Annotated in this window: 14 protein-coding genes; 9 read left to right on the top strand and 5 right to left on the bottom strand. The window is 65.0% G+C overall.

Going from position 1 to position 15,398, the window contains the following annotated elements:
- Positions 1 to 3 precede the first annotated feature (3 nt).
- From ACWFUC_RS18240 to ACWFUC_RS18205, 8 genes are all read left to right on the top strand, one after another.
- Positions 4 to 1,386, top strand: a complete 1,383-nt coding sequence (locus ACWFUC_RS18240; protein WP_134222473.1) for an ATP-binding protein — start codon at positions 4 to 6, stop codon at positions 1,384 to 1,386.
- 129 nt (positions 1,387 to 1,515) lie between these two features.
- Complete coding sequence (locus ACWFUC_RS18235; RefSeq protein WP_121045563.1) at positions 1,516 to 2,052, top strand: response regulator transcription factor; 537 nt, start codon at positions 1,516 to 1,518, stop codon at positions 2,050 to 2,052.
- Positions 2,053 to 2,164: 112 nt separating this feature from the next.
- The gene (locus ACWFUC_RS18230) at positions 2,165 to 3,352 is read left to right on the top strand and encodes an ABC transporter substrate-binding protein (RefSeq protein ID WP_245202040.1); all 1,188 of its coding nucleotides are present in this window, start codon (positions 2,165 to 2,167) and stop codon (positions 3,350 to 3,352) included.
- A gap of 49 nt (positions 3,353 to 3,401) precedes the next feature.
- On the top strand, positions 3,402 to 5,297 hold the full coding sequence (locus ACWFUC_RS18225) for an ABC transporter permease (RefSeq protein ID WP_489622926.1): 1,896 nt from the start codon (positions 3,402 to 3,404) through the stop codon (positions 5,295 to 5,297).
- Positions 5,294 to 6,055, top strand: coding sequence for an ABC transporter ATP-binding protein (locus tag ACWFUC_RS18220; RefSeq protein ID WP_489622925.1), 762 nt, complete (start codon positions 5,294 to 5,296; stop codon positions 6,053 to 6,055). Before ACWFUC_RS18225 ends, ACWFUC_RS18220 begins: the two co-directional genes overlap by 4 nt.
- The gene (locus ACWFUC_RS18215) at positions 6,052 to 6,705 is read left to right on the top strand and encodes an ABC transporter ATP-binding protein (protein WP_134136411.1); all 654 of its coding nucleotides are present in this window, start codon (positions 6,052 to 6,054) and stop codon (positions 6,703 to 6,705) included. The genes ACWFUC_RS18220 and ACWFUC_RS18215 overlap by 4 nt, the downstream gene beginning before the upstream one ends.
- Positions 6,706 to 6,914: 209 nt before the next feature.
- Positions 6,915 to 8,555, top strand: a complete 1,641-nt coding sequence (locus ACWFUC_RS18210) for a histidine kinase famiy protein (protein ID WP_489622924.1) — start codon at positions 6,915 to 6,917, stop codon at positions 8,553 to 8,555.
- A gap of 56 nt (positions 8,556 to 8,611) precedes the next feature.
- Positions 8,612 to 9,220, top strand: a complete 609-nt coding sequence (locus tag ACWFUC_RS18205; RefSeq protein ID WP_489622923.1) for a DUF6988 family protein — start codon at positions 8,612 to 8,614, stop codon at positions 9,218 to 9,220.
- Here ACWFUC_RS18205 and bioD read toward each other — a convergent pair.
- Genes bioD through bioB form a run of 5 tightly spaced genes read right to left on the bottom strand, consistent with a single transcriptional unit; the run spans position 9,198 to position 14,565 of the window.
- Positions 9,198 to 9,878 carry a dethiobiotin synthase gene (gene bioD / locus ACWFUC_RS18200; RefSeq protein WP_489622922.1) on the bottom strand — a complete coding sequence of 227 codons (681 nt, stop codon included), beginning with the start codon at positions 9,876 to 9,878 and terminating at the stop codon, positions 9,198 to 9,200. The genes ACWFUC_RS18205 and bioD overlap by 23 nt on opposite strands.
- Entirely contained in the window at positions 9,875 to 11,221 is a 1,347-nt protein-coding gene (gene bioA / locus ACWFUC_RS18195; protein WP_489622921.1) for an adenosylmethionine--8-amino-7-oxononanoate transaminase, read from the bottom strand. The genes bioD and bioA overlap by 4 nt, the downstream gene beginning before the upstream one ends.
- Positions 11,218 to 12,378: an 8-amino-7-oxononanoate synthase gene (bioF, locus tag ACWFUC_RS18190; RefSeq protein WP_489622920.1), complete on the bottom strand. Its 1,161-nt coding sequence runs from the start codon at positions 12,376 to 12,378 to the stop codon at positions 11,218 to 11,220. The genes bioA and bioF overlap by 4 nt, the downstream gene beginning before the upstream one ends.
- Before the next feature lie 10 nt (positions 12,379 to 12,388).
- Complete coding sequence (locus ACWFUC_RS18185; protein WP_489622919.1) at positions 12,389 to 13,555, bottom strand: cytochrome P450; 1,167 nt, start codon at positions 13,553 to 13,555, stop codon at positions 12,389 to 12,391.
- On the bottom strand, positions 13,555 to 14,565 hold the full coding sequence (gene bioB / locus ACWFUC_RS18180) for a biotin synthase BioB (RefSeq protein ID WP_489622918.1): 1,011 nt from the start codon (positions 14,563 to 14,565) through the stop codon (positions 13,555 to 13,557). The genes ACWFUC_RS18185 and bioB overlap by 1 nt, the downstream gene beginning before the upstream one ends.
- Positions 14,566 to 14,676: 111 nt before the next feature.
- Between bioB and ACWFUC_RS18175 the strand changes: the two genes are divergently transcribed.
- The gene (locus tag ACWFUC_RS18175) at positions 14,677 to 15,315 is read left to right on the top strand and encodes a GntR family transcriptional regulator (protein WP_039785832.1); all 639 of its coding nucleotides are present in this window, start codon (positions 14,677 to 14,679) and stop codon (positions 15,313 to 15,315) included.
- The last annotated feature ends 83 nt before the right edge of the window (positions 15,316 to 15,398 follow it).

Here is a 15,398-nt window from a genome sequence, read left to right as displayed (position 1 = left end):
GCGATGACCGCCTCAGACACCGTCGCCAAGCGCAAGACCCTGCGCGAGCGCTGGCAGCGCCTGCGCCAGGGCGAGCAAAACCCGGCCGGCCACCAGAACATGCTGCTGCTGATCCAGCTGCGCTGGCTGGCGGTGCTGGGGCAGGTCTCCACGATTGCCTTCGTGGTGCTGGTGTTCGACCTGCACCTGCCGCTGCCGCACATGCTGGAGGTGTTGTCCTGCCTGATTGCCTTCAACATTGCCAGCCACCTGCGCTGGCATGAGCGGCGCATCGCCACCAATGCCGAACTGTTCCTGGCCTTGCTGGTGGACGTGGCGGTGCTGACCTTCCAGCTTTACCTGAGCGGCGGCATCACCAATCCCTTCGCCTTCCTGTACCTGATGCAGATCATCCTCTCGGCCGTGCTCCTGAAGCCCTGGTCGAGCTGGGCCATCGTCGCCGTGACCATGGCCTGCCTGGCGGGACTGGCACTGTTTTCCGAGCCGCTGGCACTGCCGCCGGACCACAACGCGGGCTTGCTGAGCCTGTATGTGGAGGGCACGCTGATCTGCTTCCTGCTCAATGCCGGGCTGATGGTGTTCTTCATCACCCGCATCAGCAGCAACCTGCGCGCCGGTGATGCCTTGCTGGCCGACCTGCGCCAGCGTGCCGCCGAGGAAGACCACATCGTCCGCATGGGCCTGCTGGCTTCCGGAGCAGCCCATGAACTGGGGACGCCGCTGGCGACAGTGTCAGTGATCCTGGGTGACTGGAAGCGCATGCCCGAAATCAGCCAGCGCGCCGACATGCTGGACGACATCGCCGAGATGGAAGCCCAGCTGCAGCGCTGCAAATCCATCGTCAGCGGCGTGTTGCTGTCGGCCGGCGAGGCGCGCGGCGAATCGTCCATCAAGACCACGATCAACACCTTCCTCGATAGCGTGGCCGAAGACTGGCGCAAGACGCGGCCGGTGGAGATCTTCGAATACCGCAACCTGATCGGGCAGGATGTGCCGGTCGCCTTCGACTCGGCCATCAAGCAGATGCTGGGCAACGTGCTGGACAACGCCTTCGAGGTCTCGCCCCAATGGCTGGCGCTGGAGGTGAGGCGGGAAGGGGATCTGCTGCTCATGGAAGTGAGCGATCGCGGCCCCGGCTTCCCCGACTGGATGATCAACCAGATCGGCAAGCCCTACCAGTCCACCAAGGGCAAGCCGGGCCGTGGCCTGGGCCTGTTCTTTGTGGTCAACGTCGCGCGCAAGCTGGGCGGACGGGTCTGGGCCAGCAATCGTGCCGCGGGTGGCGCGCGCGTGACGCTTGAGCTGCCGCTGTCGGCCATCAGCCTGGCCCCGCTGACCGAAACGGCGCCTGGCAGCGAACTGCCGGACTATCCGATGGGCGCTTGATGTGCCGCAAGCCGCGCCTGACGCGGCATTGACCGTGATCATTTTCTTTTTCTTCAGGTGCCGGCCATGTCCGGCGCCGTCTCGCCTTACAATACCGGCTTTGGCAAAGTAGAAAAATAGGAAATGCACATGCCGGCTGATCGCCTGCTTCTGATCATCGAGGACGACGCCGCCTTCGCACGCACCTTGGGACGCTCCTTCGAGCGTCGCGGCTACACCGTCCTGCTGGCCGCCAGCCAGGAGGAAGCGGCGGCCCACCTGAAAGAACACAGTCCCGGCTATGCCGTGGTCGACCTGAAACTGGGCGGCAACGCCTCCGGCCTGGCCTGCGTGCAGATGCTGCATGCCCACGATGAGGCCATGCTCATCGTCGTGCTGACCGGCTTCGCCAGCATCACCACGGCGGTGGAAGCCATCAAGCTGGGTGCCTGCCAGTACCTCGCCAAACCCTCCAATACCGACGACATCGAAGCCGCCTTCGGCCACGTGGCCGGTGCCTCCGACGTCGAACTGCCCGCGCGCGCCACCTCCATCAAGACCCTGGAATGGGAACGCATCCACGAGGTGCTGGTGGAAACCGATTTCAACATCTCCGAAACCGCGCGCCGCCTCGGTATGCACCGCCGTACCCTGGCGCGCAAGCTGGAAAAACAGCGTGTGAAGTAATCTGCACACGGCCGCGCCAGCGGTTATCATTACGCCCGCCCCGCGCGCCGCAACGGCCGGGGCACTCTCACCAGAAGGGAATGACGTGAACCATTTCAACTTCCAGCGCGGCCTGCTGTGGGCGTGCGCCGCGACCATCGTGAATCTTTCTGCAGGCGCAGCCCAGGCCCAGGAGACCATCAAGATCGGCGAGATCAACAGCTACAAGGCGCAGCCTGCCTTCCTGGAACCGTACCGCCGGGGCTGGGAGATGGCCCTGGATGAAGTCAATGCCGCCGGTGGCGTGCTGGGCAAGAAGCTGGAAGTGATCGCCCGCGACGACAATGGCAACCCCGGCGATTCAGTACGCGTGGCCGAAGAACTGATGGCGCGCGAACGCGTGGCGCTGCTCTTTGGCGGCTTCCTCTCCAATACCGGCCTGGCGCTCACCGATTACGCCAAGCAGCACAAGGTCTTCTTCCTGGCGGCCGAGCCGCTGACCGACAAGATCGTCTGGCAGAACGGCAACAAGTACACCTACCGCCTGCGTCCGTCCACCTACATGCTGGTGGCGTCCGTGGTGAAGGAAGCCGCCAAGCTGAAGAAAAAGCGCTGGGCCATCGTCTATCCCAACTATGAATACGGCCAGTCCGCCGTCGCCAGCTTCAAGACCCTGCTCAAGCAAGCCCAGCCGGATGTGGAATTCGTCGCCGAACAAGCGCCGCCGCTGGGCAAGATCGATGCGGGCGCGGTCACGCAGGCGCTGGCCGATGCCAAGCCGGATGCCATCTTCAATGCACTCTTCGCCGCCGATCTGGGCAAGTTCGTGCGTGAAGGCAACACGCGTGGTCTGTTCGATCAGGTGGAGGTGGTGTCGCTGCTGACCGGCGAACCTGAATACCTCGATCCGCTGAAGAACGAAGCCCCGCAGAACTGGATCGTCACCGGCTATCCCTGGTACGCCATCAACACCCCCGAACACAAGAAATTCGTGGACGCCTATCGCAAGAAATTCAACGACTACCCGCGCAATGGTTCGCTGGTCGGCTACAGCGCGTTGATGTCGATTGCCGCCGGCATCAAGAAGGCCGGCAGCACCGATGCCGACAAGCTCGCTGCGGCCTTCTCGGGCCTGAAGGTGGAGACGCCGGTGGCCTCCATTGTCTATCGCCCGCAGGATCACCAGTCCACGCTGGGCGCTTTCGTCGGCCGTACCGGCATCAAGGACGGCAAGGGCATCATGACCAGCTTCAGCTATGTCGACGGCGCCAGCCTGCAGTTGCCGGATGCCGAGGTCAAGAAGCTGCGTCCGGCGGATTGACCTGCCACGCTGATCTTGCTCACGTTCCAATGCGGCCGTTGCTGATGCCATGACGCTTGCCAGCCTCACCGTCCAGCTGCTCAATGGCCTGGCCGATGCTTCCGCGATGTTTTTGGTGGCGGCAGGCCTGTCGCTGATCTTCGGCGTTACCCGCATCGTCAATTTTGCGCATGGCTCGTTCTACATGCTGGGGCTGTATGTCGCCTACAGCCTGGTGGAGCGGCTGGGCAGCACGGTGCTCGGTTTCTGGGGCGCGCTGCTGCTGGCCGCGCTCACCGTGGCCGCGCTGGGTGCCGTGGTGGAAGTGGTGGTCTTGCGTCGCATCTATCGTGCGCCGGAACTGTTCCAGCTGCTGGCCACCTTTGCCCTCGTCCTCATCATCAAGGATGCCGCCCTCTGGATCTGGGGGCCGGAAGACCTGTTCGGCCCGCGTGCGCCAGGGCTCTCCGGCGCCGTACATCTGCTGGGGCGTCGGCTGCCGCAATACGATCTGCTGCTCATCGTCATCGGTCCGCTGGTGTTCGGGCTGCTGTGGCTGCTGCTCAACCGCACGCGCTGGGGCACGCTCATCCGCGCCGCGACGCAGGATCGCGAGATGCTCGGTGCGCTGGGCGTCAATCAGGCCTGGCTGTTCACGGCCGTCTTCGCGCTGGGCTGCTTTCTGGCCGGATTGGGCGGCGCGCTGCAAGGGCCACGCATGCCGGCCAACCTGGCACTGGATCTCGATACCATCGGCAACGCCTTCGTGGTGGTGGTGGTCGGTGGCATGGGCTCGCTCGGCGGTGCCTTCGCCGCTGCCTTGCTGATCGCCGAGGTCAAGGCGCTGTGCATTGCGTTGGGCAATGTCTCCTTGTTCGGCATCGAGGTCTCGCTCTCGCGGCTCACGCTGGTGGTGGAATTTCTGGTGATGGCGGCCATCCTGGTGATGCGCCCGTGGGGCCTGTTCGGCAAGCCGCTGGCGCTGGTGCGCAGCGGTGCCGGCCATGACGCGCCGGTGCGCGCACCCGGGCGCAAGGCACGCCTGGCGGGATGGACCGCGGTGCTGGCTTTGCTGGCGCTGCCCTTGCTGGCAAGCCGTTTTCCTTATCTGCCGGTGCTGATGGTGGAAATCCTGATCGCCGTCCTCTTCGCCGCCAGCCTGCATTTCCTGATGGGGCCGGGGGGCATGGTGTCCTTCGGTCACGCCGCCTATTTCGGATTGGGGGCCTATGCCGCCGCACTGGTCACGCTCAAACTGCAGTGGCCGATGCCGCTGGCCATGCTCGCCGGCGCGCTCGCGGCCATGGCTGGCGCGATCCTGTTCGGCTGGTTCTGCGTGCGGCTGTCGGGCGTGTATCTGGCCATGCTGACGCTGGCCTTCGCCCAGATTGTCTGGGCCACCTTTTTCCAGTGGGATGACCTGACCGGGGGCAGCAACGGGCTGGTCGGCATTCGTCCCGCTGAAGCGCTGGCCTCGCCGCTGGCGTACTACTACCTGGCCCTGGGCTGTGCCGCGCTTGGCGTCATTCTCCTGCGGCGCGTGATCCATGCGCCATTCGGACTGGCCTTGCGCGCCGCCCGCGACGCGGCCGTGCGCGCCGAGTCGCTGGGCATGGATGTGCGCCGCCTGCAATGGGGCGGCTTCGCCATCGCCGGGCTGTTCTGCGGATTGGCCGGTGTATTGTTCGCCTTCTCCAAGGGCAGCATCTCGCCCGAGGTGGCCAGCGTGGGGCGCTCGGTGGATGGCCTGGTGATGGTCTTGCTGGGCGGCGTGCAGAGCCTGCTCGGTCCGCTGCTGGGCGCAGCGCTGTTCACCTGGCTGCAAGACCTGGTGGCGCGCGAGACCGATTATTGGCGTGCCTTGCTGGGCGGCGTGATTCTGCTGCTGGTGTTGCTGTTCCCCGGCGGCATGGCCGGCGCGTTCAGCCGCCTGCGTGCACCGTTGAAGCGGGAGGAGGACGCATGAGCCTGCTGCAGATCGATGGCCTGCGCAAATCCTTCGGCGGTGTCGCCGCGCTGGATGACGTTTCCTTTACGCTGCCGGCTGGCGAGATGCTGGCGCTGATCGGACCGAACGGTGCGGGCAAGTCCACCTGCTTCAATCTCATCAACGGCCAGTTGCGTCCGGATGCCGGGCGCGTGCTGCTCGATGGCGAGGACATTGCCGGCCTTGATGCACGCCGCATCTGGCGGCGCGGCGTGGGGCGGACTTTCCAGGTGTCGGCCGCCTTCGCATCCCTGACCGTGCTCGAAAACGTCCAGGCCGCCTTGCTCTCGCATCGTCGCCGGCTGTGGCAGCTATGGCGTCCCGCTGCGGCTTGCCTGCGCGATGAAGCGATGGCCCTGTTGGCGCAGGTCGGCATGGCTGATCAGGCCGGACGGGCCTGCGGCGTGCTGGCCTATGGCGACATCAAGCGCGTCGAGCTGGCCATGGCGCTGTCCAATGCGCCGCGTCTGCTGTTGATGGATGAACCGACCGCCGGCATGGCCCCGTATGAGCGTCAGGAGCTGATGGCCCTGACGCGCCACCTGGTCAGCGAACGCGGCTTGTCGGTACTCTTCACCGAGCACAGCATGGATGTGGTATTCGCGTTTGCCGACCGCATCATCGTGCTCGCGCGCGGCCAGTTGATCGCGCAAGGCGCACCCGAGGAAGTGCGCCAGGACGCGCGGGTACGCGAGGTCTACTTCGGCTCGGGTGCCAGCTTCGGGAGCCCGGCATGAGTGGGCCATTGTTGCGGGTCGAGGGACTGCATGCCTTCTACGGGCAGGCGCATATCCTGTTCGATCTCTCGCTGGAAGTGGGGCGCGGCGAAGTGGTCGCGCTCACCGGGCGCAACGGCGCGGGAAAATCCACTACGCTCAAGGCGCTGATGGGCTTGCTGGAAGGCACGCAGGGCCAGGTCACGCTGGAGGGCCGCGACATCACGCGCCTGGCCCCGTTCCAGCGCGCCCGCCTGGGACTCGGTTTCGTGCCCGAGGACCGGCGCATCTTCACCGAACTGAGCGTGCTGCAGAATCTGGAAACCGGTCGGCAGCCTGCGCGCGCGGGCGAGCCGGCATGGACGCCGCAGGCGCTCTTCGCGCTCTTCCCCAACCTGGGCGCCATGCCGCATCGCCCCGGCGGGCGCATGAGCGGCGGCGAACAGCAGATGCTGACCATTGCCCGCACGCTCATGGGCAATCCGCACCTGCTGTTGCTGGATGAGCCTTCCGAAGGCGTGGCCCCGGTGATTGTGGAGCAGATGGCGAACATGATCCTGCAATTGAAACGGCGCGGCATGTCCATCCTCCTCTGCGAACAGAATACGCACTTCGCCGGCCTGGTCAGCGACCGCAGCTACACACTGGATCAGGGCCGCATGTTGCCGTAGGACAGCACGCCATCCCGGCAAGCTCATCCATGGCAATCCGGCCTGCAGCAAGGGCTGCGCAAAATGCATCTCAACATGTAACAGGACACTCGCATTCTTGTTGCAATTGGGCCGGGAACCGTTGAGGTCGTCCGTGTCCAAACTCCTGAAAGCAGCTCGCTTCCCGTTGCCTCACTGCAACCGAGCCCAGCCCACTGGAGAAAAATACAATGCCCAACACCGCCAAGCACCCCACGGTGCATTGGCCTGCCGACGACTTCAATGATGCAGGAATGCGCAACGACCACGCCAAGGTCGCGGTAGGCGATGACGCCAACGATATCTTCTTCGCAGCCGTCGAAATGACGCGCATGCCGATGATCGTGTCCGATCCCAACAAGCCGGACAATCCGATCATCTTCGTCAACAACGCCTTCATGAACATGACCGGCTACAGCCGGGCCGAGGTCGTGGGCAAGAACTGCCGGTTCCTGCAAGGCCCGGAGACCGACCGCGCAGTGGTCGCACAAGTGCGCCAGGCCGTGGCGGAAAAGCGCGAGCTCGCCACCGAGCTGCTGAACTACCGCAAGAATGGCTCGACGTTCTGGAATGCGCTCTTCATTTCACCGGTCTATGACCAGCATGGCGAACTGAAATACTTCTTCAGCTCGCAACTGGACATCAGCCGCCGCCGCGACGCCGAACAGGCCCTGGGCCAGGCGCGCAAGATGGAAGCGCTGGGCCAGCTCACCGGCGGCATTGCGCATGACTTCAACAACCTGCTGCAGGTCATCAGCGGCTACCTTGACATCATCAATCTTGCGCTGCGCAGCGATACGCCCGACCTCGGGCGTGTCTCGCGCAGCGCCGACAGCATCCGCAAGGCTTCCGGCAAGGCGGCCATGCTGACCCAGCAATTGCTGGCCTTCGCCCGCAAGCAGCGGCTGGAGGGGCGCACCATCAACCTGAATTCGCTCACGGAAGGTTTCACCGATCTCGTGCAACGCACGCTCGGTGGCGATATCGAGGTCCAAACCGACCTGGCCTCGGGCCTGTGGAATTGCCGTCTCGATCCGACCCAGATGGAAGTGGCATTGCTGAACGTGCTCATCAATGCGCGCGATGCGATGTCCGGCAAGGGAACGGTAAAAATCCATACAAGCAATGAAGACCTGAGCTCGGAAGATCGTGCCATCCAGCTGGGCGTAAAACCCGGTCTCTATGTCTGCATCGCGGTCACGGACAACGGCCCCGGCATTCCTGCGGACATCCTCCCGCGCGTGATGGACCCGTTTTTCACTACCAAGGACGAAGGCAAGGGCACCGGCCTCGGTCTGTCGATGGTGTATGGCTTCGTCAAGCAGTCCGGCGGATCCGTGCGCATCGTCTCCAGCGCAGAGCGCGGCACGACCGTCTCGATCTACTTCCCGGCCACGCAGGACCAGGTCGGAGGGGCCTTCGAGTATGACAACCGCACGCATACCCAAGGCGGTCACGAGCACATTCTGGTGGTTGACGATAGAATCGAGGTCGCCGAGCTGGCCCAGGCGATGCTGGAAAGCCTGGGCTATCGCGTCAGCATGGTGAATTCACCGACGGAAGCCTTGCAGGTGTTGCGTTCCGAACCGAAGGTGGATCTGCTTTTCACCGACCTCATCATGCCGGGCAGCATGAATGGCGTGGTACTGGCGCGAGAGGCCCGGCGCATGATACCTTCCATCAAAATTTTATTAACTACCGGTTATGCCAGTGAATCGATAGAGCGGCATGGTGCCGATGGCGAATTTCCCGTCCTCGACAAACCTTACCGCCACGATGAGCTGGCCCGCAAGATCCGCATTGTCCTCGACGGCGCCACTGGCGTGAGCTGAAAAGAATAACAACAAGTCGTCCGTACACGTGCCCTCACACGAAGGGGAGTCGTCCCATGCAATTGGATCACCTGTTGGCCAGGGCGCAGTCCCTTGCCTATCGCATTTCGGCCGAATTCAACGGCCAGCCTTTGCCCGATGACCGGCGCGCCTGCGCCGCCATCGGTTGTCTCACTGTGGCCCAGCAACATCACTGCGGCATCATCCTGCTGCTGCGTGATGACATGCCGGTCCACGCCTCGGCCTTTGCCCTCATCGGGCACCAGATCGAGGCCGCCTTCAATGCCCTGTGGCTGTGGTACTGCGCCAGCGAAGAGGAGCTCACGCGGTTCCTGGCCGACGGCAGCGGGAAGAGCATGCGCCAGCTGGTCACGCAGGTTGACAGCGTGCTGGCCGGCCGCGACGGCCAGGAGGCTGCCATCCTTGGTGGCCACTGGGTGCGGCTGAGCGATTTCGTCTTCTCCGGCGAGCGCCGCGTCCGTCACTGGCTCGATGCCAACGAGGTCGATGCCATGTATTCCGAAGAGGCCGTCACCGACCTGGTGGAATTGTCCAACTCCATGGCAGAACTGGGGTTGGCCAGCTATCGCACGATTCACGACAAGCACATCACGGCCGTGCGCAGTGGCACGTCCCACGTCGTCAAGATGGATCTGGCCAAGTAAGAAGACCAGCCACTTGGGCCGCCGTCATTTCAGGTGACCAGGGCAGACGCCCCAGCAGCGGCGCTTGCAGCCGCTGCACCAGCGTGTTCACCATGGCGCCGGCCTGCGTCTCTCGCGCATCGACATGATTGGCCACCCAGCCAGCCAGGCGCAGCCCGCGCGCGCGGATGGCCAGCGCACTGAGCAAGGCATGATTGATGCAGCCAAGGCGGATGCCGACCACGAGGATCACGGGCAAGCCCAGCCGGGCCACCAGATCATCGCTGTTGTGGTCCGCATCGAGCGGCACCATGAAGCCACCCGCACCTTCCACAATCAGTACGTCACACGCCGACTGCAATTGCGCGTGGCATAGCGCCAGGTGATCGAGTGCAATCTGCACGCCTTCTTCCGCCGCCGCAATGTGCGGTGCCGTGGCCTGCCGCAGCAGGTAGGGATTCACCAGGTGCAGCGGCAAATCCACATTGGCCGCGGCCTGCAAGGCCTGCACATCCTCGTTGCACCAGACGCCGTCCCGCAGGAAAGCCCCGGATGCCACCGGCTTCATGCCGCCGGCACGCACGCCTCGCGCGGCGTGCAGGTGGATGAGCGCGGACGCCACCAGCGTCTTGCCCACGCCGGTATCGGTACCGGTGACGAAATAGCTGCGGCCGCTCATGGGCGAGGCTCCGCGCGCATCGCCGCATCGAAGGCCGCATGCAGACGCTCGCCCATCCATTGCGCCTGGGCCGCATCGAGGATGTAGGGCGGCATCACGTAAAGCGTCTTGCCGATCGGACGCACCAGCAGTTCGCGTTGCGCGGCCTCGTCGGCGAGCCGGCGCGAAAAACCTGCCGTGACGGCGGCATCATCGATGCGCGCATCACAAGCCCAGATCATGCCGCACTGTCGCACGTGCCGCACCCGCGCATCCTGCGCCAGCGGCTGCAGGGCCTCGGCCAGCACCGGGGCGAACCGGGCATTGCGGTCCAGCACCTGTTCCTGCGCGAAGATGTCCAGCGTCGCCAGCGCAGCACGGCACGCCAGTGCATTGCCGGTATAGGAGTGCGAATGCAGGAAGCCGCGCCGCACATCGTCATCGTAGAAAGCGGCATAGATGGCCTCGCTGGCCATCACCAGCGACAGCGGCAGGTAGCCACCGCTGATGCCCTTGGACAGGCACAGCAGATCCGGCCACACGCCCGCCTGCTCACAGGCGAAGAAGCGGCCGGTACGCCCGCAGCCGACCGCGATCTCGTCGGCGATGAGGTGCGCGCCGTAGGCATCGCACAGCCCGCGCAGGCCGCGCACATACTGTGGATCATGCATGGCCATGCCCGCAGCGCATTGCACCAGCGGTTCGACGATGAGGGCGGCAATGCGTCCCCTGCGTTCCTGCAGCAGCCTTTCCACATCGGCCAGCGCGCGCCGGCTGACATCGGCGGCCGTCTCGCCCGGTGCAGCCTGTCGCGCATCGGGCGAGGCAGCGATATGTGCCGGACGCAGCAGGGATTCATAGGCACTGCGAAAGAGCGGCGTGTCGGTCACGCCGAGCGCCCCCACGGTCTCGCCGTGATAGCCGCCGGCGATGCAGATGAATTCATTCTTGTCTGCATGCCCGGCATTGCGCCATGCATGCACGCTCATTTTCAGCGCGATCTCCACCGCCGAGGCTCCGTCCGAGGCATAGAAGCAATGGCCCAGCGCATGCTCCGTCAGCGCCGCCAGCCGCTCGGAGAGCTGCACCACCGGCTCATGCGTGAAGCCTGCCAGCATGGCGTGCTCCAGCTGGCCCAACTGGTCGATCAGGGCCGCATTGATGCGCGCATTGGTGTGGCCGAACAGATTGACCCACCAGGAACTGATGGCATCCAGATAGCGCCGTCCCTCGGTATCGACCAGCCATGCACCGTGCGCACGAGCCAGCGCGATGGGAGGCGTGCGCTCATGCTGGCGCATCTGGGTGCAGGGATGCCACACGCTGCGCAGGCTGCGGGCGGCCAGCGGGCTTGCCATGGTCATGCGGATTCTCCTTGGGCCAGTGATCTCAGTGCCGCCACCAGGCGCGCCACATCGGCCGGGGTATGCAGGGCTGACAGGCTGATGCGCAACCGGGCTGTCCCCTTGGGGACCGTGGGCGGGCAGATCGCCGGCACCCAGATGCCCCTGACGCGCAGGGCCGCCGAGAGGGCGCGGGCGGCCGCATTGTCGCCCACGATCAGCGGGTGGATGGCGGTCGGGGAGGGCAGCAGTGTCCACGGCAGCCCCGCCAGTCCGCTGCGCAATTGCTTGGCCAGTACCTGCAGATGCGCGCGCCGCCACTCTTCGCGGGCGATCAGGCGCAGGCTGGCCGAGGTGGCGGCGGCCAGCGCGGGGGGATGCGCCGTGCTGAACATGTAGGTACGGGCGCGCTGCAGGATCCATGCAAGCACGCCGGCGTCACCGGCGACGAAAGCGCCGGCCACCCCGGCCGCCTTGCCCAGCGTGCCCATCAGCAGCACGTGCGGCGCCTGCACGCCCGCCAGGGCCAGGCTGCCTCGTCCTTGCGGGCCAAGTACGCCCAGGCCATGGGCGTCATCCACCAGCAGCCAGGCCTCATGCCGGGCGCACACTGCCGCCAGTTCGGCCAGCGGGGCCAGGTCGCCATCCATGCTGAACACGGCATCGGTGAGCACCAGCTTGCGAGGGCTGCTGCAGCGGGAGAGCACCTGCTCCAGACGGCTCACATCGTTGTGCGGAAATACCTTCAGGCTGGCCCCGGACAAGCGTGCGCCATCGATCAGCGAGGCATGGGCCAGGCGATCCACGATGACGGTATCCCCTTTGCCGGCCAGCGCTGCGGCGACCCCCAGGTTGGCCATGTAGCCATTGCCGAACACCAGCGCCGAAGGCATGCCGACAAAGGCCGCCAGTTCGGCTTCCAGCGTTTCATGAGCGCGGCTGTGGCCGCTGATCAGAGGCGAGGCCGCCGCACCCACGCCATAGCGCTGCAAGGCCTCGGCGGCCGCGGCGATGAGCTGCGGATGGTTGGCCAGGCCAAGGTAATCATTGCTGCAGAAGGACAATTCGTCGTGTCCATCGACCTGCAGCAGCGGTCCCTGCGGACCGTCGACCACACGCCGCGTGCGCAGCAGGCTCTGGCTGGCGAGGGCGTCCAGCTCACGGGTGAAATCTTGCATGGAGGGGCTTTCAGAAAAATACGGACAAGCGATCCAGCGCCCGATAGGCGGCATTGCCTTGCCACACCGGCGTTTCGTCAGCGAGCGACAGCGTGGGCAGGCGCTGCATCAGCACGCTGAAAGCGATTTCGGCTTCCAGCTGCGTCAGTGCCGCCCCCAGGCAGACGTGCGGCCCCTGGCCGAAGGACAGGTGCATGCCTTCGTCACGCCGGATATCGAAACGCTGCGGATCACGGAAGCGGCGCGCATCGTGATTGGCTTGCCCGATATGCAGGATGGCCAGCTGACCGCGCTGCAGGCGTTGACCGGCCAGCGTCACGTCCTGCAACAGGCGGCGGCCGGTGTACTGCACCGGGCTGTCATGGCGCAGCATCTCCCGCACGGCCAGCCGCAGGGCGGCGGGGTCCGCTTGGCGGGCCTTGAGCGCTGCCCATTGCGCGGGATCTTGCAGCAGGGCCAGCACGCCATTGCCCAGCAGATTGCGGGTGGTCTCGTAGCCGGCAAAGAGCAGGGTGCAGCATTGGGCCAGCAGTTCGTTGCGATTCAGTTGTCCGCTTGCATGGGCTTGCAGCAGGCCGCGCAGAAGACAACCCTCAGGCAGCTCGCCCGCTCGCGCCAATGCCTGACTGAAGAAATCACACAGACTGCGCATGGACTGTTGCGCCGCGAGGGTCTGCGTGGCGTCCGGCGTCGGACTGCCGATGAAGGCCGCCAGATCGGCCGCCCAGTCGATGAATTCCGCCGGTACGCGGTCGGGCAATCCCAGCAGTTGCGCAATCACCAGGGCGGGCAGGGGACGTGCAAAGCGCGCGATGAAATCGAAGCCGCGTGCTGCCTGCGGATCGGCCACGATGGCATCGGCCAGCCGCTGCGCCAGTGCGGTGATGTCGCTACGCCGGGCTTGCAGGTCAGCCGGTTTGAATCCCGGATTGAGTACGCCGCGCAGGCGGCGATGGGCGCGGCCGTCCAGGAACAGCAAGGATCGCGAGAACAGGCGCTTGAACTCACGCTGCGCTTCGTCCTGCTGTCCGTTACCGCTTTCACCTAGCCCGCTGTTGATCCAGCGCGCTGCACGCCTTACGGAGAAGCGGGGATCGCGCAAGGCCGCTGCCACTTCCTCGTAACCGGTGATGACCCAGGCTCCGCCGCAGTGGGCGGTGCTCCAGTGCAGTGGCATCAGGCGGCCGCAGGTGCCGCTTGCAGGCCCAGGCGCTGCAGCAGGTCGAGGTCGGCCGAGACCGGCGCATTGGCCGTGGTCAGCAGTTTGGCCCCGAGGAAGATGGAGTTCGCACCCGCTGCAAAGCACAGTGCCTGGGTCGCTTCGCTCATGCTCTCGCGCCCGGCGGAGAGGCGGATCACCGCGTGCGGCAGGGCGATGCGGGCCACCGCCACGGTGCGCACGAATTCGAATTCGTCCAGCGGTGCCACATCCTGCAGCGGCGTGCCCGCGATCGGCACCAGGTGATTGATCGGCACTGATTGCGGCGGCACCGGCAGGCTGGCCAGCTGGGCAATCAGGCCGGCACGCTGGGCGCGCGTCTCACCCATGCCGATGATGCCGCCGCAGCACACGTTGAGGCCGGCTTCCTGCACGCGTTGCAGGGTGTCCAGCCGATCCTGGTAGCTGCGGGTGGAGATGACCTGGCCATAGAAATCGGGCGCGGTATCGAGGTTGTGGTTGTAGTAGTCCAGTCCGGCCTGCTTGAGTGCCTCGGCCTGGGCTTGCTCCAGCATGCCGAGGGTCATGCAGGTTTCCAGCCCGAGTGCGCGCACCTGGCTGACCATCTCGGTGAGCGCGGCCATGTCACGTTGCTTGGGATTGCGCCACGCCGCCCCCATGCAAAAGCGCGTCGCGCCCTGGTCGCGCGCGGCCTGTGCGGCCTGCACTACCTCGTCCACGCCCATCAGCTTGCCGGCCGGCACCCCCGCTTCCTTGTGATGCGCCGACTGCGAGCAATAGCCGCAGTCTTCCGCGCAGCCCCCGGTCTTGATCGACAGCAGGCTGGACAGCTGGACTTCATTGGCGCGGTGGTGCTGGCGATGCACGGTCTGTGCGCGGTACAGCAGATCGAGGAAGGGCAGTTCAAACAGCTGCTCGGCCGCGCTGCTGTCGATGGCGGCCAAAGGGCGGTGGAAATGCAGGGGAGCGCTGGCTTGGGCAGCGGCGGGGTAAGGGCACTGGCTCATCGATAAAATCCGGTCCGTGAGTGAAAAGGCTTAGAATTCAGCTTCGGCGGATTCTAACTTCGCTCAAATTCGTTCAACAATTTCTTTTTTCATAGATTATCTATAAAAAACATGGCGCATCATTCCGAGCATCCAAGCACCGTCGAACGCATCGCGGAGGTCCTGCGCACGCGCATCATCCGCGGCGAAATCGCAGGCGGGGCGGCGCTTCGGCAGGATCACGTGGCGCAGGAATTCCAGTCCAGCCACGTGCCGGTACGGGAAGCGTTTCGCCAGTTGGAAGCCGAGGGATTGGTGCTCACATTGCCCCGTCGCGGGGTGCGGGTCACGCAGGTGGACCGGGCGGCGGTCAAGGAAAATGCCGAGATGCGCGGCTCGCTGGAAATCCTGGCCCTGCGCCACAGCATCCGCAAGTTCGGCCCCGAGCACATCGCCCGCCTGGAGGCCGCCCAGGAGGCCTGTGCCCAGGCCGCTTCACTGATCGAATGGGATGCCGCCAACAACCTGTTCCACGACATCCTCTCCAGCGAATGTGGCATGCCGCGCCTGCTGGCGGTGTTGAAGCAACTGCAGCTGACCAATTCACGCTACCTGTTCTCGACCGGCTTCAAGCGCGGCTGGCAGCCGCGTTCGGATCACGATCACCGCCTCATCATCGAAGCCCTGCGCGACAAGAAGACCGACCGTGCCGTGCAGCTGCTGAGCATGCACATCGGAACCATGGAACGGGTCGGCTTCGTGGCCGCGTAGCGCGCGTGTTTTCTTGTTCTTATGTATGTATAAATATATGAATGAAAGCCATACATCACTGCTGATTCGGGGGGCGCTGCTCG

Source organism: Herbaspirillum sp. Her4, assembly GCF_057961335.1.
The sequence above is the reverse complement of the archived record's forward strand: the minus strand, read 5'-3'. Positions and strand labels throughout refer to the sequence as shown.

Excerpts from the sequence above, each read along its gene's own strand:
- ACWFUC_RS18220 (WP_489622925.1), top strand. The coding sequence starts at position 5,294 with ATGAGCCTGCTGCAGATCGATGGCCTGCGCAAATCCTTCGGCGGTGTC.
- ACWFUC_RS18235 (WP_121045563.1), top strand. The coding sequence starts at position 1,516 with ATGCCGGCTGATCGCCTGCTTCTGATCATCGAGGACGACGCCGCCTTC.
- ACWFUC_RS18215 (WP_134136411.1), top strand. The coding sequence starts at position 6,052 with ATGAGTGGGCCATTGTTGCGGGTCGAGGGACTGCATGCCTTCTACGGG.
- ACWFUC_RS18240 (WP_134222473.1), top strand. The coding sequence starts at position 4 with ATGACCGCCTCAGACACCGTCGCCAAGCGCAAGACCCTGCGCGAGCGC.
- ACWFUC_RS18210 (WP_489622924.1), top strand. The coding sequence starts at position 6,915 with ATGCCCAACACCGCCAAGCACCCCACGGTGCATTGGCCTGCCGACGAC.
- bioF (WP_489622920.1), bottom strand. The coding sequence starts at position 12,378 with ATGCAAGATTTCACCCGTGAGCTGGACGCCCTCGCCAGCCAGAGCCTG.
- bioD (WP_489622922.1), bottom strand. The coding sequence starts at position 9,878 with ATGAGCGGCCGCAGCTATTTCGTCACCGGTACCGATACCGGCGTGGGC.
- ACWFUC_RS18185 (WP_489622919.1), bottom strand. The coding sequence starts at position 13,555 with ATGCCACTGCACTGGAGCACCGCCCACTGCGGCGGAGCCTGGGTCATC.
- bioB (WP_489622918.1), bottom strand. The coding sequence starts at position 14,565 with ATGAGCCAGTGCCCTTACCCCGCCGCTGCCCAAGCCAGCGCTCCCCTG.
- ACWFUC_RS18205 (WP_489622923.1), top strand. The coding sequence starts at position 8,612 with ATGCAATTGGATCACCTGTTGGCCAGGGCGCAGTCCCTTGCCTATCGC.
- ACWFUC_RS18175 (WP_039785832.1), top strand. The coding sequence starts at position 14,677 with ATGGCGCATCATTCCGAGCATCCAAGCACCGTCGAACGCATCGCGGAG.
- bioA (WP_489622921.1), bottom strand. The coding sequence starts at position 11,221 with ATGACCATGGCAAGCCCGCTGGCCGCCCGCAGCCTGCGCAGCGTGTGG.
- ACWFUC_RS18225 (WP_489622926.1), top strand. The coding sequence starts at position 3,402 with ATGACGCTTGCCAGCCTCACCGTCCAGCTGCTCAATGGCCTGGCCGAT.